Below are 20,949 nucleotides of genomic sequence, written 5' to 3' on the forward strand. Positions count from 1 at the left end.
CGGCCCGCCGCTGATCAGTGCCGATCAGCGCCAATCAGTGCTTCTTGGCAAGATCGAGTGCTGCGACACCAAGATCAGCATCCTGATCCGCCGCGGATTCCAACGCCGCCCGCGCGGCCGCCATCACCGGCAGGTCCAGCAGTTCCCCGCCCAGCCGCAGATCCTTCACGGCCATCTCCACCGAGAAGTCCGCCGTCGTGGCGAACGCCCGCGCCACCAGCGGCGCCAACGGACTGGCCTCCAGCACGGCCCGCGGATCGGCGATCCCGAGCCGCTCCGCCAGGGCCACCGTCTCCCCGACCACGGCCACACCGGCGACGATCCCGTTGATCAGCACCAGTTTCCGCGCCGATCCGCTCCCCAGCTCCCCGCACTCGGTGACGCCGCCGAACCGGGCCAGCAGCTCCGACGCCCGGGCCAGGTCCGGCGCCGAACCCCCGGCCAGCACGATGAGCTCGCCGGTCTCGGCCCGGTCCACACTGCCCATCACCGGCGCGTCCACCAGGCCCACCGTCGCCGGAATCAGATCCCTGATCCGGCGCGTGGCGTCCGGCCCGACCGTCGACATCTCCACCAGCACCGCGTCGGCGCGCAGCGCGTCCGCGAACGCCTCGACCACCGCCTCGACCGCGGCCGGATCGGACAGCATCGTGACCACGAACTCCGCGTCGGCGACCGCCTCGGCCGGCGTCCCGGCCGCCACCGCGCCGAGTTCGGCCAACGGCTCGGTCCGCGCCGCGGTCCGGTTCCACACCGTCACGTCGTATCCGGCGCGGACCAGCCGCGCCGCCATCGGGGCACCCATCGCCCCGAGCCCCAGGAAAGCAACCCGTGTCGTCATGGTCGCCAGCCTAGGTCAGGGCTCGGGGCGGTGCCTGGTCGTGCTGTGCCTGGTTGTGCGGTGCCGGGTAGTCCCGATACCTCCTTACGCCATGCGCGGAAGCACGGCCCCGCCCCCGGCCGCCGCGGGCACCCCGTGCGCCGCGGGCACCGAGGTCCGACTCAGCGCGTCGTAGGCCGCGTGGATGCTGCCGATCATGCCGTGCACTTCCTCGCGGGCCTTCTCCAAGGCGCCCTCGACCTGCACGCCGAACGCGACCCCGAACGCCTTCAGGAACTCCAGCTGCGACTCCAGCTGCTTCAGGCTCGACGACAACTGCTCGCTGCGGCGCTGGAACGCCGACTCGGCGGCGAGCAGCCCCTGGCGGTGCCCCTCGTTGACCGTCACCTGATACTGGTTCCGCGCGTACTCGGTCACGTTGCGGACGTACTCCTCGGCGGCCCGGATCTGCTCCTCGGCCTGGCGCTGCGCCATCGAGATGGCGTTCACCGCGGCCGCCGTGACCCGCTGTTCCGGCGCGAACGCCGTCGCGGCGGCCGCGGCGCCCGCCGTGACCGCCGCACTGGATCCGCCCGGAGCGCCGGGGCCCCCCGGCCCGAGCGCTCCCGGTGCCGTCGGGTCGCCGACGCTGTAGGTCGCGCGCAGCTGCCCGGCCAGTTCGTCGTTCCGCTGCCGCAGCTCGGACTCGACCTGCCCGGCGGCCTGCAACTCGGCGAGCACCCGGCGCTTGAAGCGCAGCACGCTCTCCTCGTCGTACCCGCGATGGGTGATCCCGGCGCGGGCGAACTCCCAGCCGTCCACCTGTTCGGCGGTCAGCCGCTCCGGACGGCGCGCCGCGGCACCGCCGCCTTCGTAGTCGCTGAAGCTCACGGCTGACTCTCCTCCAGATGGATGGCCCCCGGGACCACTCCCGCTTCCTTCAACCTGGCCACGGTGTGCTCGCACATCCCGGCCGATCCGACGATGAACACCTCGTGCCCCGGCCAGCCGCCGCGGGCCGCCGCGACGTCCCCGACCAGGCCGCGCTCGCCTTCCCAGGCGTAGTCGTCGCTGACCACCGGGTGGATGCTCAGCCAGGACGTGTTGCGCTCGGCCAGCTGCCGCAGCCGCGGCAGGTCGTACAGGTCGCTGGCGATGCGGGCGCCGTAGTAGAGCGTGACGCGCCGGCCGTGGTCCGGCACCAGCGCCAGCTCCTCGATGACCGCCCGCAGCGGGGCGACGCCGGTGCTGCCGGCGATCAGCAGCAGGTCCGAGCCCGGCGTGGTGGAGGCCAGCGTGAGCTGGTGGCCCACCGGCGGGCCCAGGCGCAGCCGGTCGCCGACGCCCATGACGTTCACCAGCTGCCACGACACCGTGCCGATCAGCTTGACGTGCAGCTCGATCAGCCCGTCGGTGCGGGGCGGATGGGCCGGCGTGTAGAAGCGCCAGCGGGCCGGGGCCATCGCGCTCTCCAGCGTGAACGACTGCCCGGCCGCGTACGGGTACGGATGCCGGGTGGCGATGGTGAGGCGGGCGATGTCCCGCCGCCCGCCGAGCACCTCGTGGGCCACGATCTCGGCGTCCCACCACGGCGGCGAGGTGTGCTGCGCCTCGGCCGCGGCGTCGACCATGACCTGGGAGACGATGCCGTAGGCCTCGGTCCAGGACTCGGCGACCGGCGGGGTCCAGTCCGCGCCGAGGAAGTGCTCCAAAGTGGCCAGCAGGCTCGCGCCCACGGCCGGATAGTGGCCGGGCTCCACCGCGAACTTGCGGTGGTCCCGGCCCAGGCCCTGCAGGTACGGCACGGCCGAGCCGAGGTCGTCGACGTTGGCCACGACCGCGCCCAGGGCGGCGACCAGGCGGTCGCGCTGGGCCGCCATGGAAGGCGGGAACATCGGGCGCACCTCGGGATGGCTGAGGAACAGGTGGCTGTAGAAGTACAGCGGCACCTGCTCCCCGTACTGGGTTACCCGAGCCCAGGTGGTGCGCAGTAGGTGCGGATCCAGCACGACTACGCGGCCGCCACCACGAACGGCTGCACGGTGGCCAGGGCGCCCTCTATGGTCTCGATGATGTCGGCCGGGACCGAGAACTCGTTGAGGGTGTCGATGAGCACCTTGCCGGTCAGCTCGTAGTCGGACTCGGAGACGCCGAGGCCGGAGTGCGCGTTGGTGAGGTAGCCCGCCAGGTCTATGTCGGTGCGGGCACCGGGGCCGCCGAGCACGACCTTCAGCACTTCGGCCAGGTGCGGCTTGATGTCGTCGACATCGGAGTTCTCGAAGAAGCCGGACAGCTGCGGCTCCTCCAGGACGCCTTCGTAGAAGCGGTCGAGGACGGCCTTCACGGCCTCCTCGCCGCCGACGCGCTCCCACTGGGACTGGCTCTGGGTCTCGGTCATGCTTGCGGGTCCTTCCGATGCGGGCAATTGCTCAGGGATCGGGGGCGGCTCGGAAAACCCGCGAAGCATAGCAGGCATTCATCAAAACCTTCGAACATACGTGACTGATCATCGTCGTACCCTGATCAGCTATGTTCGTATTCGATGATCGCCCGCCGGAGATCTACAACTGCGACGACATCCTCAGGAGCCTGTCAAGGCGTGCTTGAGTTGTCGGATGCGTGGACAACAGATGATGTGCGGTTGTCTTGGCGGCTGAGACCGGCGCGAAGTAGAAGGCGTTGAGCGCCCCCGCTTTTCGCAGATCGACTTGAGGAATCCCGCCGCCTCCGCTCACCTTCGCCGAGACCTTCGTCAGGGCCGAGGCCAGCGCGGCGGGGTTCCCGGTCAGCTGCGCGGCGGACCGGTCGGCGGCGAACTCGCGATAGCGGGACAGCGACCGCGTCAGCACCAGGGAGACGAACCAGGTGGCGGCGCTCAGCGCGATGAATCCCAGCGCCACGACGATGATGTGCCACAGGCCCCGGGCCCGGCCGCCGATGTAGACCAGCCGCAGTCCGATCCGCGCGACCAGTCCGGCCAGCACTCCCACGAAGGCCGCGACCGTCATCACGGCGGCGTCACCATGCGCCACATGGGAGAGCTCGTGCGCGATGACGCCTTCCAGCTCGTTCGGCTCCAGCGTCTCCAGCAGCCCACGCGTCACACAGAGCGTCGCCGACCCCTTGGAGCGCCCCAGTGCGCACGCGTTGGGCACCTTCGACTCGGCCACCGCGATCGTGGGCTTGTCCATGCCGCCCAGCGCGCACAGCCGGTCGACCAGGGCGTGCAGCTCCGGCTCCTCCGCGGCGGTCACCTCCCGCGCGCCCATGGTGCGCACGGCGAGCCGCCCGGACGTGAGGACCTGGAAGGCGGCGAAGGCGACGATCACCGCCACGCCGATGGGCCAGGCGCGGCCCAGCATCCGGACCAGGATCAGGATGGCCGCGGCGTAGACGACGCCGAGGAGGAACATGACCGAGAGCATGCGAGTGCTCAGATTGCGGTCGCTCCGGAAACGAGCGTCCGTTCGGCGGTCGGAGAGCGATGAGGACACGGCGTCACCTCGACAGCGCGGAGTACTTCCATTAGTGGAACGCCAAACCAGTCTCGCGCGTTCCCGACGCCCTGTCGAGAAAGGGTTACACGATTACAACCGATCTCAGCGGCACCCCGTTCTCCGCGGTACCCCATGAGGGTTCCGCCGCGGTCCGGCTCGGCGGAGCTTGGGGATCAGACCCCCAGCCGCTCCTGCCAGTAGGCGATATTGGCCTCGACCTCGACGACGTCGGCCTGCGGATCGTGCCGGATCGCCTCCCAGCGGGCCAGCGCCCCGCGCGGGTCGCCGGCCGCTCCCAGCCACGAGGCCGCCGACATCCGGTAGGCCAGCGCCTCCTTGGCCTCGGCGCGGGCGGCGGCGTCGACGACCAGGTCCGCGAACAGGCGCGCGGCGCGGGCCGGGTCCTTCGACCCGATGCGCATGGCCAGTTCGGCTCGGCGGCCGAAGTCCTGTCGCGCGGCACGGTTGGGTACCAGCGCGATCGTCGCGCTGTCGTCGACGGCCCGCTGGTGCGGCGTCGGGTCGTCGGCGGCCCCGCCGATCCACCGGTAGAGGTCGCCCAGCGTGAGCCACGGCCCGACCCCCGGCACGCCGTTGCGCAGCAGGTCCAGCAGCGTGCCGGTGAACGGCGTGGTCTGCTGCTCGGAGGGGGAGCGGACCTTCTCGTTCTGGCCGGTCGCGGTGAGCAGGTGGGTGTTGAACGCCGACGGCGCCCGCATGGCCCGCCCCGAGTAGCGGCAGTCCAGAACCGCTATCCGCCGCTTCGCCGGGGCGCCCTTCAACAGCGCCATGATCCGCTCGACCGGCAGCGCGGTGCGCTCGGCCTCCGACTTCTTGTCCAGACTCCACGGCAGGGCCAGGCAGAGCTGGCCGTCGAGGTCGCGCAGGCCGTGGCCGACGAAGTAGAACAGCAGCGTGTCCGGGTGCCGCTCGGCGGCGGCCGCCACCTCGTCCAGCAGCTCGGTGACGGATTCCGGGTCCGCAATCGTTTGCACGGATTCCGGGGCGAACAAGCCGTCCGGTCCGGTCAGCGCGGCCGCCAGATCGGCGATCCCGGTCAGCGCGCCGGGCAGCCTCGGCAGGCTCCGATAGGTCCCCACTCCCACCAGCACCGCTCCCGACGCCTCGCGCGCCGGAATCGTGGCCTCGTTCAACGGATCCCTCACGTCGCCCTCCCCGCGGTCGCCTTTGACCCGATGCGGATCCAGGGTACTGAGCGAAGGTGACGAGAAGGTGCCGGGCCTCGGTGACCGAGGGTTACCTTGGAGCTACCGCGTTGGAGTCAGCCGTACGTGGGTGCTTCAGCGGCGAGCGCTCACGCCGGAGCGACCGTGGCCGCCGGGATCTCCACGAGCACTCCCTCGTGCAGCAGATCCGTGATCGGCCGCGGGAGCAGATACGCCGTTCCGCCGCCCGGCTGCCCGAACCACGGGATGGCGGTTCCGGCCAGCCCGCGCAACGGTTCGCGCACGCGGTAGACCCGGTACTCCCGCTCGATGTAGTCCGGCGGCAACGAGCGGTGGGGATAGCGCGTGCGCGCCGCGTAGACGGTGTTGCCGAGCTGGTCGCCGAACCGGTCGACCTCGGTGCCCGGGGTCAGCACCGTCAGCCGGTGCTCGGTGTACAGCGTGGTCGGCGGGTCGCCGGCCAGCGGTGTGATCGGCGGCCCGGCGAGGAACTGGGCCAGCGGGTCGGCGCTCTGCCCGGGCAGGCCGGCCGGTGTCGCCGCCGCCTTCGGCACCACCCCGCGCTCGGCGGCGGCCAGCAGCAGCACGCCCGCGAAGTGCACCGCCGCCATCATCGGGTCGTCGAAGGATCCGGCGAAGCGGCGCTGGCCGGCGTCGGCCAGGAACACGGCCCAGCGGCCGTCGTCCGGGATCAGGCAGACCGCGCCGTCGGTGACGGTGCCGATGGAGTACAGGTCCGGATCGGCGTCGAGGGAGTCGACGGCGGCGCCGAGGACGCGCTCGGCGTCCTCCACGGTGGCGACCGGCTGCGGCGCTCGCGGCTGGACGGTGCCGACCGCGACCATCATGGTCGAGTGGCCGTCGGCGCCGCCGATGAGCGGGTCGCCGGTCGGGGCTCCCGGGTGCTGGTGGTACTGGTTCTGGTGCTGGTCCGGCTGTTGCGGTTGCTGCTGGTGCTGGTACGCGACGTGCGGGACCGGAGTGAGCTGCTGGGGGGAGTGCTGCGCAGTGTTCTGCGGCTCGGTGTACGCGACCGGGAGCGGCGGCTCCACAAATGCGGGTGCTGAGTATTGCGGTGGCGGAGGGGTCTCGACGTAGGGCTGGTTGTCCAGCGGCTTGTCGGCGTAGTCCGTGTGGTTCGCGTAGTCCGTATAGTCCGTCTGGTTCGTCTGGTTCGTGTAGTTCGTCTGGTCCGTATGGCTCGTGTAGTCCGTATACGAATAAGACGTGTCGGTATATGGCGATTGGCCATACTGCGTCGCCCCGTACGACCCGTCCATGAACGGTGGCGGCGGGGGAGCAGGCGGCGTCACGTCGACCGGCGCACCGTAGTACGGCGGCGAGAACTGCGGTGCGTCGATGTCGATGGGCGGCGCGATCTGGGGCACACCGATCGCCGTCGGACTCGTCACCGGAGTCAGCTTCGGCGGATCCACCATGGGCGGCCCGATGGACACCACGTCCCCGTTGATGTGCAACCGCACCGGCGTGAGCCCCTGCGCCGCGGTCGGATTCACTCCCTGCGGCCCGGCGGCCGGGCCCGCGAACGACCCCGGTTCTGTCTGCTCGTGCCCCGGCGAAAGCCAAGGCGTGGGTTCGGCCTGCCAGTTCTCCGTCATGAGCTCCGGTCCTCCCCCAGGTGGCTTACTCCGATCCGGAGTCTACATATCCATCCTGACGGCGACCTCCCGGTCTTATCGGGACAGCACCCTTGTCCTACCCCGACCACACCCCAGTGGTCTCCAGGATCAGCCGGGCCACCGTCTCCGGATCGTCGCTCATCGGCACGTGCCCGCAGCCCGGCAGATCCTCGAACCGGGCCCCGGGCAGCACCCGCTTGGCCTGCTCGAACTGCCGCCGCACCAGGATCCGGTCCTTCGTCCCCCAGGCCACGGTGGTCGGCACGCCGGTCTCCCCCGCGTACCGGTAGTGCTTGGCCTCGCGCGCCACCGGGCGGAACGCCGTGCCGTGCCGCAGCGCCAGGGTGTCCTCGTAGGCCGCCGCCGGATCGAGCCGGCGCGGCTTGCCGAAGACCATGCCGAACGCCACGGCCCGCGCTGCCGGATGCCCGGCCACGAAGCGCAGCACCGGTCTCGGCGCGAACGTGCTGACCCGGGTCAGGCTCAGGTTCCCCACCGCCCACGCGGTCTCCCGCCGCGTGGTCCAGAACCCGGCCGGCGAGAACACGGTCGCCGACGCCGCCAGGTTGTGCTTGGCCAGCTCCAGCGCGAGCGCCCCGCCGAGCGAGTTCCCGGCCACGTGCGGCCGCTCGATCCCGAAGCCGGTGAACGACTCCGCGATCCGCGCCATCGCGACGTCGATGGTCTGCCGCTCGCCGGGCGCGAGCTTCACCGGCGCGGACTTGCCGAAGCCGGGAAGGTCGATCGCGATGACGTCGTGGTGCTCGGCCAGCCGGTCCAGCACCGGCTCCCAGGCCTGCCACCGGTGGCCGATGCCGTGCAGCAGCAGGAGCGGTTCGCCCGCGCCCCGGCGCGCGTAGGAGAGGTCCATGTTACTGGACGGTAGCCTCTGGGGCGCCGGTGCGGAAGGCTCCGCTCAGATCAGATCAGATCAGATCAGATCCAGCTGGGCCACCACATACGGTCTATCCACTGGTTCCACGTGATCGTCTGCGCGGAGTAGATCGGATAGAAGTAGATGAACATCACCAGGATGTAGACGGTGATCGCCCCGGCCACGACCGCGCCCCAGACCCTCCGGTACTGGAGCGCGTCGGCCCTGCCGACGATCGCCCCCAGCAGATACGCCGCCGCCATCACCATGAACGGCACGAACGCCACCGCGTAGAACGTGAAGATCGTGCGGTGCTCGTACTGGAGCCAGAACGCCCACCCGGCCAGCATCCCGGCCAGGATCGCCCCGGCCCGCCAGTCCCGCCGCAGCAGCCAGCGCCACGCCAGCCAGAACAGCGCGATGGTCGCGAACCACCACAGCGGCGGGGTGCCCAGCGCCAGGACCTGCTGGTGCTGGTTGTCGGCCAGCGGCGGACAGCCCTCGTTGCCCTTGGAGCAGTAGTAGTAGTCGGTGGGGCGGCCCATCACCAGCCAGCTCCACGGATTCGACATGTAGGCGTGCGGCGAGTCCAGGTTGGTGTGGAAGATCATGGTCTGCCAGTGGTACTCCCACCAGCTGCGCAGCGCCGACAGGCCGCGGACGTGGATGGCGTGGTGCGACGGGTCGGCGGCCCACTGCCGGTAGTTGCCGTCCTTGGTGATGAACCAGCCGGTCCAGGTCGCGGTGTAGGTGACCATCGACAGCAGGCCCATGCTGATGCCCTGCCAGGTGTCGCGGCGGAAGAACGCGGCCCAGTGCCGGCGGATGCCCACGGCCCGCAGGGCGGCGTGGTCCCACAGCAGCGACATCGGCAGGAACACGAAGATCATCGCGATCCCGCTCCACTTGGTGCCCATCACCAGGCCCAGGCAGATCGCGCCGGCGATGCGCCAGGGCCGCCAGCCGAGCTTGGGCGCCGGGACGTCGTCGGGCAGCGGACCCGGCGGGAACGTCTCCCGCCAGTCGGCCAGCCGGCTGCGCATCTTGTCCCGGTCGACCAGCAGGCAGCCGAAGGCGGCCAGCGTCCAGAACATGACGAAGATGTCGAGCAGCGCGGTGCGGCTCATCACGAACTCCATGCCGTCGGCGGCCAGCAGCAGGCCGGCCAGGCAGCCGATGAGCGTGGAGCGGAACAGGCGCCGGGCGATGCGCGCGGTCATCAGGATCGCCAGGGTGCCGCACAGCGCGGGGACGAAGCGCCACCCGTAGGGGGTGAAGCCGAACAGCCACTCGCCGGCGCCGATCATCCACTTGCCGACCGGCGGGTGCACGGCGTTGCCGTGGTGGTCGGCGACCAGCGTCCGCCAGATGTGCGGATTGGCGATGATGGCGTGGTCGTCGTTGGCCATGCCGACGTTCGGGCCGTCGTCGTGCCAGCCCACCTCGTGCCCGAAGTGGATGGTGGCCCAGGCGTCCTTGGCGTAGTAGGTCTCGTCGAAGATCACCCACTTGGGCAGGCCCAGGTGCCAGAACCGCATGAACCCGCCGATCAGGGTGATCAGCACCGGGAAGCCCCAGCTCACCCACCACGGCTCGCGCGCGAAGGAGGGCACCAGGCGCTCGCGCAGCGACAGGTCGCGCGCCTCGTCGTCCCGGGGCCGCAGGTTGGGCCGCCACCACACGCGGCCGCGCTCGCGGTGCGAGCCGCCGCGGCGCCGGCGGCCGCCGTAATCCTCCTCGCTGTCGTCATCCGGCAGCGTGGTTCGGGTCGGGGCGAGGCTCGTCACTCGGACATCGTAGGGAGACGTCATGCCCTGGGGACAGGGGATGAGCGTTTTTGAGCCAGGATGGTCGTGTGACCGGAACCGCCGCCCCCGCCCCGACCGGCCTGCTCGTGCTGGCCGGCACCCCCATCGGCCAGGACGGGGACGCCCCGCCCCGGCTGGCCGCCGAGCTGGCGTCGGCCGACGTCATCGCCACCGAGGACACCCGCCGCCTCAAGCGGCTGCTGACGGTCCTGGACGTCGCCCCGACCGGGCGCGTGGTGTCGTACTTCGAGGCCAACGAGACCGCCCGCACCCCGGACCTGCTGCGCGAGCTGCTGGCCGGCGCCCGCGTGGTGGTGGTGACCGACGCCGGGATGCCGTCGGTCTCCGACCCCGGCTACCGCCTGGTCGCCGCCGCGGTGGAGGCCGGCGTCCGGGTCACGGCGGTGCCGGGCCCGTCCGCGGTCCTGACCGCCCTGGCCGTCTCCGGCCTGCCGGTCGACCGCTTCTGCTTCGAGGGCTTCCTGCCCCGCAAGGGCGGCGGCCGCTCCTCCCGGCTGGCGGACCTGGCCACCGAGCCGCGGACGATGGTGTTCTTCGAGGCCCCGCACCGCCTGGCCGCCTCCCTCACCGACATGGCGACCGCCTTCGGCGCCGAGCGCCGCGCCGCCGTCTGCCGGGAACTGACGAAGACCTACGAGGAGATCAAGCGCGGCGGCCTGGCCGAACTGGCCGCCTGGGCCACCCAGGGCGAGGTCCGCGGCGAGATCACGGTCGTGGTCGCGGGCGCCGACCCGGCCGCCGGCAAGGACCTGACCCCCGCCGAACTCGCCGAGCTGGTGTTCGCCCGCGAGGAGGCCGGCGGCCTGCGCCGCAAGGAGGCGATCGCGGAGGTCGCCGCGGAGGTGGGCCTGCCGAAGCGGGAGGTGTTCGACGCGGTGGTGGCGGCGAAGGAGAAGGAGGAGGAAGCGGAGGAGGGGTAGGCCGGTGGCGGCGAGTCGGGTGGCGGCACCCGGCCCAAGTTGTACAACTTCTTGTACAACCAGGACCTTGGACAGCGGAGGCGAACATGCGCACGCTCACCTTCTCCGACACCCGTGCTCACTTTGCTGAAACCCTCAACAAGGTTGTCGACGACCGCGAGCCGGTCATCGTCACCCGCGCCAACCGGGAAGCGGTGGTGATCATGCCGCTCGACGAATACGAGTCGATGCGGGAGACCTTGTACCTGCTTCGATCTCCGGCGAACGCGCGGCGGCTGTTCCACGCGATTGAGGAGATGGAGAGCGGTGGCGGGCAGGTGCGTGAGCTCATCGACCCGGACGCACAGCCTTGAAGATCGTATTCAGTACGCGGGGGTGGGATGACTACCTCTGGTGCCAGGCGCAGGACCGCAAGGTGGCCAAGAGGGTGAACCTGCTGATCCAGGACATCGTCCGCAACGGGAACGCCGAGGGCATCGGCAAACCCGAAGCCCTGAAACACAACTTCGGCGGTTACTGGTCACGCCGGATCACCGACGAGCACCATCTCGTCTACCTCGCTGTCGACGACGAGGTCCGCATCGCGCAGTGCCGCTACCACTACGGCTGACCCCGTCCCGCCCCGCCGTCCACTATCTGGACCCCCGCCGAACCGCACCGGTCCGCACCCCCGCGCCGGATACCCTAGTCACCATGCCGTCCACCCAGCGCACCATCCTCACCGCCGTGGCGTGGCCCTACGCCAACGGCCCCCGCCACATCGGGCACGTCTCCGGCTTCGGGGTTCCGTCCGACGTCTTCAGCCGCTACCAGCGGATGGCGGGCAACCGGGTGCTGATGGTCAGCGGGACCGACGAGCACGGCACGCCGATCCTGGTGCAGGCCGACAAGGAGGGCGTCACCGCCCGGGAGCTGGCCGACCGGTACAACCGGGTCATCGCCGAGGACCTGAAGTCGCTGGGCCTGGCCTACGACCTGTTCACCCGGACCACCACGCGCAACCACTACGCCGTGGTGCAGGAGATGTTCAAGGGCCTGCACGACAACGGGTACATCTTCGCCAAGACCACGATGGGCGCCATCTCGCCGTCCACCGGGCGCACGCTGCCCGACCGCTACATCGAGGGCACCTGTCCGATCTGCGGGTACGACGGCGCGCGCGGCGACCAGTGCGACAACTGCGGCAACCAGCTGGACCCGGACCGCCTGATCAACCCGCGCTCGCGGATCAACGGCGAGACGCCGAAGTTCATCGAGACCGAGCAGTTCTTCCTGGACCTGCCCTCCTTCGCCGCGGTGCTCGGCGGCTGGCTGCAGGAGCAGAAGACCTGGCGTCCCAACGTCCTGAAGTTCTCGCTGAACCTGCTGGACGACCTCCAGCCCCGCGCCATCTCCCGCGACCTGGACTGGGGCGTCCCGGTCCCGCTCGAGGGCTGGGTCGACCGCCCGGACAAGAAGCTCTACGTCTGGTTCGACGCCGTCGTCGGCTACCTCAGCGCCTCCGTCGAGTGGGCCCGCCGCACCGGCGACCCGGACGCCTGGCGCGCCTTCTGGCAGGTCGGCCCGAACGGCGAGGCCCCGGACGCCTACTACTTCATGGGCAAGGACAACATCGTCTTCCACTCCGAGATCTGGCCGGCGATGCTGCTGGGCTACGACGGCCGGGGCGACAAGGGCGGCACCGCCGGCTCGCTCGGCGAGCTGAGCCTGCCGCACGAGGTGGTGAGCTCGGAGTTCCTCACCATGGAGGGCCGCAAGTTCTCCTCCTCCCGGGCCGTGGTCATCTACGTGCGCGACTTCCTGTCCCGCTACGACGCCGACGCCCTGCGCTACTACATCACCGCCGCCGGCCCGGAGACCCAGGACACCGACTTCACCTGGTCGGAGTTCCTGCGCCGCAACAACGACGAGCTGGTCGCCGGCTGGGGCAACCTGGTCAACCGGGCCATCTCGATGGCCGCCAAGAACCTCGGCGAGATCCCGGCCCCGGGCGAGCTCACCGCCGAGGACGAGGCCCTGCTGGCCACCGCCCGCGGCGCCTTCCAGACCGTCGGCGACCTGCTGGACCGCTGCCGCTTCAAGGCCGCGCTGGCCGAGGCCATGCGAGTGGTGGCCGACGCCAACAAGTACGTCTCCGACCACGAGCCCTGGAAGCTGGCCAAGACCGACCCGGCCCGGATGGCGACGGTCCTGCACGTCACCCTGCAGGTCGTCGACGACGCCAAGACCCTGCTCACCCCGTTCCTGCCGTTCTCCTCCGAGAAGGTCTTCCACCTGCTCGGCGGCGAGGGCACCTGGTCGGCGATGCCGGAGCTGCGCGAGGTCGAGGACCTGGACGGCGGCCCGGGCTACCCGGTGCTGACCGGCGACTACCAGGCCGCGCTGGCCCGCTGGGAGTCCACGCCGATCGCGGTCGGCCGCGCGCTCCAGCCCCCGACGCCGATCTTCAAGAAGCTGGACCCGTCGATCGTCGACGAGGAGCTGGCCCGGCTCGGCGGCGAGACGGCGTAGCGCCGTGGCCGACAGCACCGGCGCCGCCGAGGACAAGAAGCGCAAGCGCAAGTCCAAGGAGCGCGACGAGACTCCGCCCCCGGCGCCGGAACCCCTTCCGGCGCCGGTCGGCGACAGCCACACACATATGGACCTCCAGGAGCCGGCGGCCGCCGACATCATCGCGGCCGCCGACCGGGTGAACGTCCGCACCCTGGTCCAGGTCGGCATCGACGTCCCGTCCTCGCACACCGCCGCCGCCCTGGCCGCCGAGCACGAGCGGGTCCACGCCGCCGTCGCCCTGCACCCCAACGAGGCCCCGCGCCTGGTGCTCGGCGACCCCGACGGCTGGTCCGGGCAGCGCCGCGGCCCCGGCGGCCGCGAGGCGCTGGAGGAGGCGCTCGCCGAGATCGACAAGCTCGCCGCGCAGGAGCAGGTCCGCGGCATCGGCGAGACCGGCCTGGACTACTTCCGCACCGGCCCGGACGGCGTCGCGGCCCAGCAGGAGTCCTTCCGCGCCCACATCGCCATCGCCAAGCGCCACGGCAAGGCCCTGGTGATCCACGACCGCGACGCGCACGAGGACGTCCTGCGCATCCTCATCGAGGAGGGTTCCCCCGAAACAGTGGTCTTCCACTGCTATTCGGGTGACGCCGCGATGGCGGAGATCTGCGCCGAACGGGGCTACTACATGTCCTTCGCCGGCAACGTCACCTACAAGTCGAACCAGGCATTGCAGGAGGCGCTCCGGGTGGCTCCGCTGGACCGGATCCTGGTGGAGACCGACGCCCCGTTCCTCACTCCGCTCCCTTATAGAGGACGCCCGAACGCGCCGTACCTGGTGCCCTACACGGTGCGCGCGATGGCCGCCCTGCGCGGCATGGACGGCGAGGCCGGCCTGACCGAGCTCTGCCACGCCCTCGACGCCAACCTCCGCGATGCCTTCCAGGTCCAGGCATAACTTCGTCATATCAGTCGACAGACAGCCGACCTGGGCTCAAAGGGACGCGGTAGGACATCCAGCGGACCCGCGCTAGCGGCACCCGCCGATTGCCCGCTACTGTCTGCTCGGCAGCCGGATCGACGCACCCGCACCGGGACCGATGAGGACCCCGCGTCGTAGCCGGACACCACGAGGTCTGGATCAGCGTGAGCAGCAGGCGTTCCGCTAGTCGGCACAGCGAGGGTTCCAAGGCTAAGGTCCGCGCCGTCCAGGGCACGGTCCTGCTCGGGCTCGTCGGAGGCGTGGGCGCCTACGTCGGCTTCGACAAGACGGTCCACATCACCGTGGACGGCCAAGAGCGCACCATCCACACCTTCGACGGCAAGGTCGCCGACGTCCTGAAGGCCCAGGGCATCACCACCGGGGAGCACGACTCCGTGGCCCCGGCGCCGGGGGAGAACCTGGTCGACGGCGAGACGATCGCCGTCAACTACGGCCGCCAGCTCGACGTCACCGTCGACGGCGCCGACAAGAAGATCTGGACCACCGCCGGCACTGTGGCCGATGCCATGGGCGGGATGGACCTGCGGGGTCAGAACCCGTACGTGTCGGTGAACCGCGACCAGCCCATCGGCCGCCAGGGCCTGGCCTTCGAGGTCCGCACCCGGCGCCACGTGAACATACTCGTCGACGGCAAGTCGGTCCCGGTCGACACCACCGCGCCCACCGTGGCCCAGGCGCTCGCCGAGGCCGGCGTGACGCTGGCCGGCCAGGACACCGCGAACCCGGACCCGGGGACCTTCCCGGCCGAGGGCCTGACCATCACGGTCGAGCGGATCGTCGGCACCCAGGACACCAAGCAGGAAGCGATCCCGTTCTCCACGACCGAGCAGTCGGACCCGACCGCCTACGTGGGCTCGCGCAAGACCGTCACGCAGGGCGTGCCGGGCGTGCAGCAGGTCGTCTACGCGAACCTGTCCATCAACGGTGTGAAGCAGCCGCCGAAGGTGGTCAGCAAGACCGTCACCAAGCAGCCGGTGAACGCGGTGGTGAAGGTCGGCACCAAGCCGGTCCCGAACAGCGTGGCCGGGGCCGACGCCCTGAACTGGGCCGGCCTGGCCAAGTGCGAGTCCGGCGGCAACCCCAAGTCGGTGGGCGGCGGCGGCCTGTACTTCGGCCTCTACCAGTTCTCCCCGTCGACCTGGGCCGCGATGGGCGGCTCGGGCCTGCCGTCGAACGCCACGCCGGAGGAGCAGACCTACCGCGCCAAGCTGCTGTACGTGCGCTCCGGCGCTGGGCAGTGGCCGGTCTGCGGGCGGAACCTGTTCACCTGACCGGTCGCCGAGGCCGCGCCGTGCCGCCGCACACAGCGGCGCGGCATACGATGGCTCGCGATGTCCGACAAGCCGCACTCCGCACCGTTGCCCGCCGAGCAGGCCGCGCCCGCCGCGCCCGCCGAACAGGGCGCGCCCGCCGAACAGGCCGCGCCCGGCCGCCTCCCGGCCCGCCTCCTCGGCCCGTCCGAGGTCCGCAAGCTCGCCGAGCGGCTCGGCGTCTCGCCGACCAAGAAGCTCGGCCAGAACTTCGTGATCGACCCGAACACCATCCGCCGCATCGTGCGCGCCGGCGACGTCACCGCCGACGACGTGGTGGTCGAGGTCGGACCCGGCCTCGGCTCGCTGACCCTGGGCCTGCTGGACGTGGCGCGCCGCGTGGTCGCCGTCGAGATCGACCCGACGCTGGCCGCCGCGCTGCCGGACACGCTCGCCGAGTACGCGCCCGGGATCGCGGCCGGCGAGGTGGAGTTCGAGCTCGTGCACGCCGACGCGCTGCGCGTCGCCGAGCTGCCCGGCCCGCCGCCGACCGCCCTGGTGGCGAACCTGCCCTACAACGTGGCCGTGCCGGTCCTGCTGCACATGCTGGAGCGCTTCCCCAGCATCGAGCGCACCCTGATCATGGTGCAGGCCGAGGTCGCCGACCGCCTGGCCGCCGAGCCCGGCTCGCGGGTCTACGGCGTGCCCTCGGTGAAGGCCCGCTGGTACGCCGACGTGAAACGCGCCGGCTCGATCGGCCGCAACGTGTTCTGGCCCGCGCCGAACGTCGACTCCGGCCTGGTGCGCCTGGACCGCCGCCCCGCGCCGCCCACGGCGCTCGTGGACCGCCGGGACGTGTTCGCCGCCGTCGACGCGGCGTTCGCCCAGCGCCGCAAGACCCTGCGATCGGCCCTGGGCGGCTGGGCCGGTTCCCCGGCCGCCGCCGAGCGGGCGCTGGTCGCCGCCGGGATCGACCCGGGCGCGCGCGGCGAGACGCTGACCGTCGAGCAGTACGCCCGGCTGGCGGAGCACCGGCCGAAGGCGGACGCCTCGTGACCGCCGCCGCCCTCACCCCCGAGGACGAGCCCCGTCCCCGCCTCACCGAGTCGGTCACGGTCCGGGTCCCGGCCAAGGTGAACCTGGCGCTCTCGGTCGGCCCGCCGCGCCCGGACGGCTACCACGACCTGGCCACCGTCTTCCACGCCGTGGGCCTGTTCGACGAGGTCTGCGCCGCGGAGTCCGAGACGCTCACCCTCACCTGCGAGGGGGAGGGCGCCGCCGAGGTCCCGCTGGACGCGACCAATCTCGCCTGGCGCGCCGCCGTCCTGCTCGCCGAGACCACCGGCCGCCACCCGGCGGTGCGGCTGCACCTGGCCAAGGGCATCCCGGTCGCCGGCGGCATGGCCGGCGGTTCGGCCGACGCCGCCGGCGCGCTGGTGGCCTGCGACGCGCTGTGGGGCACCGGCCTGTCCCGCGACGAACTGCACAGCCTGGCCGCGCGCCTGGGCAGCGACGTCCCCTTCGCGCTCTACGGCGGCACCGCCATGGGCACCGGTCGCGGCGACCAGATCGCGCCGGTCCTGGCCCGCGGCGAGTTCCACTGGGTCTTCGCCTTCGCCCACGAGGGCCTGTCCACCCCGGCGGTCTTCCGCGAGCTGGACCGGCTGCGCGAGGCGGCGGGGGAGGAGGCCCCGGCCCCGGGCGTGGACGACGAACTGCTGCGCGCGCTGCGCGCGGGCGACCCCGCCCTGCTCGGCGCCGCTCTGCGCAACGACCTGACGCGTCCGGCCACCTCGCTGCGCCCGGACCTGCGCGCCACCCTCCAGGCCGGCCGCGAGGCGGGCGCGATCGGCACCCTGCTCTCGGGGTCTGGGCCGACCTGCGCCTTCCTGGCGGCCGACGCGACCGGGGCCGCCGCGGTCGCCGAAGCCCTGGCCGCGGCCCCGTCGGTGCGCGCCGTGCGACGGGCCCTGGGTCCCGCTCCCGGCGCCCACGTGCTCTGAGTCGCTGTACCTTCAACGCCATGGCACCGCCTGGTGATAGCGGCGGTTACGATGGCCCCTCAGGAGGGGGCCCCATGGACGCATTGAAGCCCGACGACCCATCGCGGATCGGGCCGTTCACACCGCTCGCGCGCATAGGCGCGGGCGGTATGGGCCGTGTCTACCTGGCCCGTTCCCGAGGCGGCCGCCCGGTGGCGGTGAAGGTGATCCGGGCCGAGTACGCCGAGGACGAACGCTTCCGCACCCGCTTCCGCCGCGAGGTCGAGGCCGCCCGCACCGTCAACGGCCTGTACACCGCCCCGGTCCTGGACGCCGGCCCGGACGACGCCGAACCCTGGCTCGCCACCGCCTACATCCCGGGCCCGTCGCTGCAACGCGTGGTCCAGGACCACGGCCCGCTCCCGGAGCACTCGGCCCGGGTCCTGGGCGCGGGCATCGCCGAGGCGCTCGGCGCGATCCACTCCGCGGGTCTGATCCACCGCGATCTGAAGCCCTCCAACGTCATCTGCGGCCCGGACGGCCCCCGCGTCATCGACTTCGGCATCAGCCACGCGGTCGGCGGCACCTCCCTGACCGCCACCGGCATCGTCGTCGGCTCCCCCCGCTACGCCAGCCCCGAACAATGCCGCGCCGACGCCCAGGGCTCGCCGGCCTCCGACGTCTTCGCCCTGGGCGGCGTCCTGGTCTACGCCACCACCGGCATCCCGCCCTTCGGCGAGGGGCCGGACCACGTCCAGCTCTACCTGGTGGTCCACGAGCAGCCCGACCTGGCGGCCGTCCCGGTGCCGCTGCGCCCGGTGGTCTCCGCCTGCCTGGAGAAGGACCCGGCCAACCGCCCGAGCATCGACGAACTGCTCGACACCCTCCTCCCGCCGGACGCCGGCCCCGGCGCCGACTGGCTGCCCGAAGGCGTGCACCGCGAACTGCGCGACTACGCCGCCGCCGCGCCGACCGGCGCCACCGAGGTCCCGACCCACGAACGGCCGGAGCACGACCCGGTCCGCACCCCGCCCCCCACGCCGGCCCCCGCCCCGACCCGCCGCCGCTTCCTGACCGGCGCCGCCGCCCTGGCCGCGATGGCCGCCTCCTCCGGCGGCGCCTGGTACGCCGCCACCCGCCACACCCGCAAGACCCCGCCGACGTCCCCGACCGCCGGCACCAGCCCCACCGGCGAGAACCTGGCGACCGCGACCGCCCCCAGCCCGCACCCCACCGGCAAGTACGGCGAGGACTGGCAGGTCGGCACCGACCTGGGCCGCGCCGGCGGCGCCGTCGTCCGCAACGGCCGCCTCTTCGGCGTCTACACAGCGCAGTCCAGCAGCCCGAACCCGCAGCAGAGCCTGGTGGCCCTGGACACCACCACCGGCGCCACCGTCTTCCACCCGGCCAACATCCCCGGCGTCGACGCCCCCGCCGGCGCCGGCATCGCCGTGGACGACCGGTACATCTACACCTACGGCGCCGGCACCGTCTACGCCTGGCACATCACCGACGGCCAGCCGGCCTGGAGCAAAAGCGGCGTCCTGCAACCCTCCACCGAAGCCAACGACATGCCCTTCTCCGGCATCCTGGGCATGGTCGCCGGCACCCTGATCATCGGCGCCCCGGTCATCGACCCCAAGAACCCGCCCTGCCTGGCCGGCTTCAGCGTCGCCGACCAGAGCCGCCTGTGGGTCCGCAAACCCACCGACCTGCTGGGCGGCCTGCCCGCCGACATGTCCAAGAACGACTCCATCAGCATCGGCGTCTACGTCCCCCACCTGGGCGACCAGTTCTACCTCACCCTCTCGGACCAGACCTCCCTACGGGTCCTGAAGGGCGTGGACCCCAAAACCGCCAAAGACCTCTGGCACACCGGCTTCACCCACCGCACCGAGAACGACGCCGGCACCGCCAACCCCACCGTCACCGGCACCGAGGACCACGTCTACCTCACCGACATGCACAGCGGCTCCATCCACGCCTACGACACCGGCGGCACCTGGAAGTGGACCCACCCCGACCCCGACGCCCCCAACCACGTGACCCTGGCCCCCGAACAGCGCTACACCGGCCCCGTACTCCAGGCGGACAACACCGTCTACGCCACCAACGCCCGCGCCGTGATAGCCCTCGACGCCACCACCAAATCCCCCTCCGGCACCACCATCTGGCCCACCTCCCACCAATTCAACGGCCTGATAGGCGCCCCCGTCCTGTCCGGCGACAAGATCTGGGTCGAGATCAACACCCCCTCCAACGCCACCAACCTGGCCATAGCCGTCCTCAACCGCTCCGACGGCACCCCCACCACCCAGTACGCCATGCCCCCCGGCCCCACCGGCAGCAGCGCCGACATGCTCCTGTCCGACCCCGACACCCCCTCCGTCTACATCCTGACCGCCAGCGGCGAAGTACTCGGCTACCACCACCGCCAATAGGTACCCGAATAAGTACCCATACTCACGCCCCACCCCCACCGACCACCCACAATCGAACCATGAGTACGCCACTGGCAACCCGCAACACGGCCGCGTACTACTTCCAGGCGGTCGCATCCTTCATAGCATCCACCGGCGCCACCACCATCGGCATCGCCTACCTCCCAGTAAACGCCTGGGAACGCGCCTTCCTGGCCCTAGGCCTGCTGTACACCATCACCTCCGCCATAACCCTGTCCAAAGTAGTCCGCGACAAGCAGGAAGAAGCCCACCTGGTAGGCCGAGTAGACCGCGCCAGACTCGACAAGCTGCTGACCGAGCACAATCCCTTCAACGAGACAGTCTGAGCAGCCGAGCAAAGGCGGCGAGCCCACCGCTCCCAGGCAAAGCCCGGCACCGGAAGGCTGAGACACAAGCACCGGACCGCCGAAGCCAGGAAGACCAGCCCCCTGAGGCCGGACCGGCAGCCGGAAGCTTGAAGCACCAGCGCCGGACCGCCGAGGCCGGAACCGACAGCCGGAAGACTAAAGCACCACGCAGTCGGAAACCGGCGGCCAGCAAACCAAAGCATCACGCAGCCGGGAACCGGCGGCCGGAAGCATCAGCGCCGGACCGCCGAGGCCGGAACCGGCAGCCGGAAGACTAAAGCACCACGCAGTCGGAAACCGGCGGCCAGCAAACCAAAGCACCACGCAGCCGGGAACCGGCGGCCGGAAGCATCAGCGCCGGACCGCCGAGGCCGGAACCGGCAGCTGGAAGCCCAAAGCACCACCCAGTCGGAAACCGGCGGCCGACAACCAAAGCACCCCCAGTCCGAAACCGGCAGCCGAAAGCCCAAAGCATCAGCCCCGCCCGCCGTGATTGTCAGTCCCCTGCCTGGGTTTTCGGTTCGTTCCCCTCGGTCACGTCGGCAGGGCTTTGCCTACAGTGCCGCCGACCGGGTGTCCAGTCCATGCACGCGCAACCGCCGCCCAACAGCGCTCACCGCAGCGGCATGGACTTGACACCCGGGC

At 71.4% G+C, this 20,949-nt stretch carries 19 protein-coding genes; 10 read left to right on the plus strand and 9 right to left on the minus strand.

Annotated features, from left to right (window positions below; translation table 11 throughout):
- Positions 1-34: 34 nt before the first annotated feature.
- The 9 genes from ABD481_RS22530 to ABD481_RS22570 form a co-directional block, all read right to left on the minus strand.
- A complete protein-coding gene (locus tag ABD481_RS22530) occupies positions 35-841 on the minus strand; it encodes an NAD(P)-dependent oxidoreductase (protein ID WP_344667706.1) in 807 nt (268 codons plus the stop codon).
- A gap of 84 nt (positions 842-925) precedes the next feature.
- Positions 926-1,711, minus strand: a complete 786-nt coding sequence (locus ABD481_RS22535; protein ID WP_344667707.1) for a hypothetical protein — start codon at positions 1,709-1,711, stop codon at positions 926-928.
- A complete protein-coding gene (locus ABD481_RS22540) occupies positions 1,708-2,829 on the minus strand; it encodes a globin domain-containing protein (RefSeq protein WP_344667708.1) in 1,122 nt (373 codons plus the stop codon). The genes ABD481_RS22535 and ABD481_RS22540 overlap by 4 nt, the downstream gene beginning before the upstream one ends.
- Positions 2,830-2,831: 2 nt before the next feature.
- Complete coding sequence (locus ABD481_RS22545) at positions 2,832-3,218, minus strand: group I truncated hemoglobin (protein WP_344667709.1); 387 nt, start codon at positions 3,216-3,218, stop codon at positions 2,832-2,834.
- Positions 3,219-3,381: 163 nt separating this feature from the next.
- Complete coding sequence (locus ABD481_RS22550; protein ID WP_344667710.1) at positions 3,382-4,233, minus strand: M48 family metalloprotease; 852 nt, start codon at positions 4,231-4,233, stop codon at positions 3,382-3,384.
- A gap of 257 nt (positions 4,234-4,490) precedes the next feature.
- Positions 4,491-5,483 carry a caspase family protein gene (locus ABD481_RS22555; protein ID WP_344667711.1) on the minus strand — a complete coding sequence of 331 codons (993 nt, stop codon included), beginning with the start codon at positions 5,481-5,483 and terminating at the stop codon, positions 4,491-4,493.
- Positions 5,484-5,632: 149 nt separating this feature from the next.
- Complete coding sequence (locus tag ABD481_RS22560; protein ID WP_344667712.1) at positions 5,633-7,123, minus strand: TNT domain-containing protein; 1,491 nt, start codon at positions 7,121-7,123, stop codon at positions 5,633-5,635.
- A gap of 97 nt (positions 7,124-7,220) precedes the next feature.
- On the minus strand, positions 7,221-8,015 hold the full coding sequence (locus ABD481_RS22565) for an alpha/beta fold hydrolase (RefSeq protein ID WP_344667713.1): 795 nt from the start codon (positions 8,013-8,015) through the stop codon (positions 7,221-7,223).
- A gap of 65 nt (positions 8,016-8,080) precedes the next feature.
- Complete coding sequence (locus ABD481_RS22570; RefSeq protein ID WP_344667714.1) at positions 8,081-9,805, minus strand: dolichyl-phosphate-mannose--protein mannosyltransferase; 1,725 nt, start codon at positions 9,803-9,805, stop codon at positions 8,081-8,083.
- Between the two features lie 68 nt (positions 9,806-9,873).
- Between ABD481_RS22570 and rsmI the strand changes: the two genes are divergently transcribed.
- The 10 genes from rsmI (at position 9,874) to ABD481_RS22620 (ending at position 20,283) form a co-directional block, all read left to right on the plus strand.
- On the plus strand, positions 9,874-10,767 hold the full coding sequence (rsmI, locus tag ABD481_RS22575) for a 16S rRNA (cytidine(1402)-2'-O)-methyltransferase (RefSeq protein WP_344667715.1): 894 nt from the start codon (positions 9,874-9,876) through the stop codon (positions 10,765-10,767).
- An 86-nt stretch (positions 10,768-10,853) separates the two neighbouring features.
- Positions 10,854-11,120, plus strand: coding sequence for a type II toxin-antitoxin system Phd/YefM family antitoxin (locus ABD481_RS22580; protein WP_344667716.1), 267 nt, complete (start codon positions 10,854-10,856; stop codon positions 11,118-11,120).
- Positions 11,117-11,377 carry a Txe/YoeB family addiction module toxin gene (locus tag ABD481_RS22585; protein WP_344667717.1) on the plus strand — a complete coding sequence of 87 codons (261 nt, stop codon included), beginning with the start codon at positions 11,117-11,119 and terminating at the stop codon, positions 11,375-11,377. The genes ABD481_RS22580 and ABD481_RS22585 overlap by 4 nt, the downstream gene beginning before the upstream one ends.
- 83 nt (positions 11,378-11,460) lie before the next feature.
- On the plus strand, positions 11,461-13,278 hold the full coding sequence (metG, locus tag ABD481_RS22590; RefSeq protein WP_344667718.1) for a methionine--tRNA ligase: 1,818 nt from the start codon (positions 11,461-11,463) through the stop codon (positions 13,276-13,278).
- 4 nt (positions 13,279-13,282) lie between these two features.
- Positions 13,283-14,218, plus strand: coding sequence for a TatD family hydrolase (locus ABD481_RS22595; protein ID WP_344667719.1), 936 nt, complete (start codon positions 13,283-13,285; stop codon positions 14,216-14,218).
- A 188-nt stretch (positions 14,219-14,406) separates the two neighbouring features.
- Positions 14,407-15,534 (plus strand): resuscitation-promoting factor, encoded by a 1,128-nt coding sequence (locus ABD481_RS22600; protein WP_344667720.1) that lies wholly within the window; start codon positions 14,407-14,409, stop codon positions 15,532-15,534.
- Between the two features lie 60 nt (positions 15,535-15,594).
- Entirely contained in the window at positions 15,595-16,569 is a 975-nt protein-coding gene (rsmA, locus tag ABD481_RS22605; RefSeq protein WP_344667721.1) for a 16S rRNA (adenine(1518)-N(6)/adenine(1519)-N(6))-dimethyltransferase RsmA, read from the plus strand.
- Positions 16,566-17,516: a 4-(cytidine 5'-diphospho)-2-C-methyl-D-erythritol kinase gene (locus tag ABD481_RS22610; protein WP_344667722.1), complete on the plus strand. Its 951-nt coding sequence runs from the start codon at positions 16,566-16,568 to the stop codon at positions 17,514-17,516. The genes rsmA and ABD481_RS22610 overlap by 4 nt, the downstream gene beginning before the upstream one ends.
- Positions 17,517-17,590: 74 nt before the next feature.
- Complete coding sequence (locus ABD481_RS22615) at positions 17,591-19,936, plus strand: protein kinase domain-containing protein (RefSeq protein ID WP_344667723.1); 2,346 nt, start codon at positions 17,591-17,593, stop codon at positions 19,934-19,936.
- A gap of 59 nt (positions 19,937-19,995) precedes the next feature.
- Positions 19,996-20,283 carry a YiaA/YiaB family inner membrane protein gene (locus tag ABD481_RS22620; protein ID WP_344667724.1) on the plus strand — a complete coding sequence of 96 codons (288 nt, stop codon included), beginning with the start codon at positions 19,996-19,998 and terminating at the stop codon, positions 20,281-20,283.
- The last annotated feature ends 666 nt before the right edge of the window (positions 20,284-20,949 follow it).

This window comes from Catenulispora yoronensis (assembly GCF_039531695.1).
GTDB lineage: Bacteria > Actinomycetota > Actinomycetes > Streptomycetales > Catenulisporaceae > Catenulispora > Catenulispora yoronensis.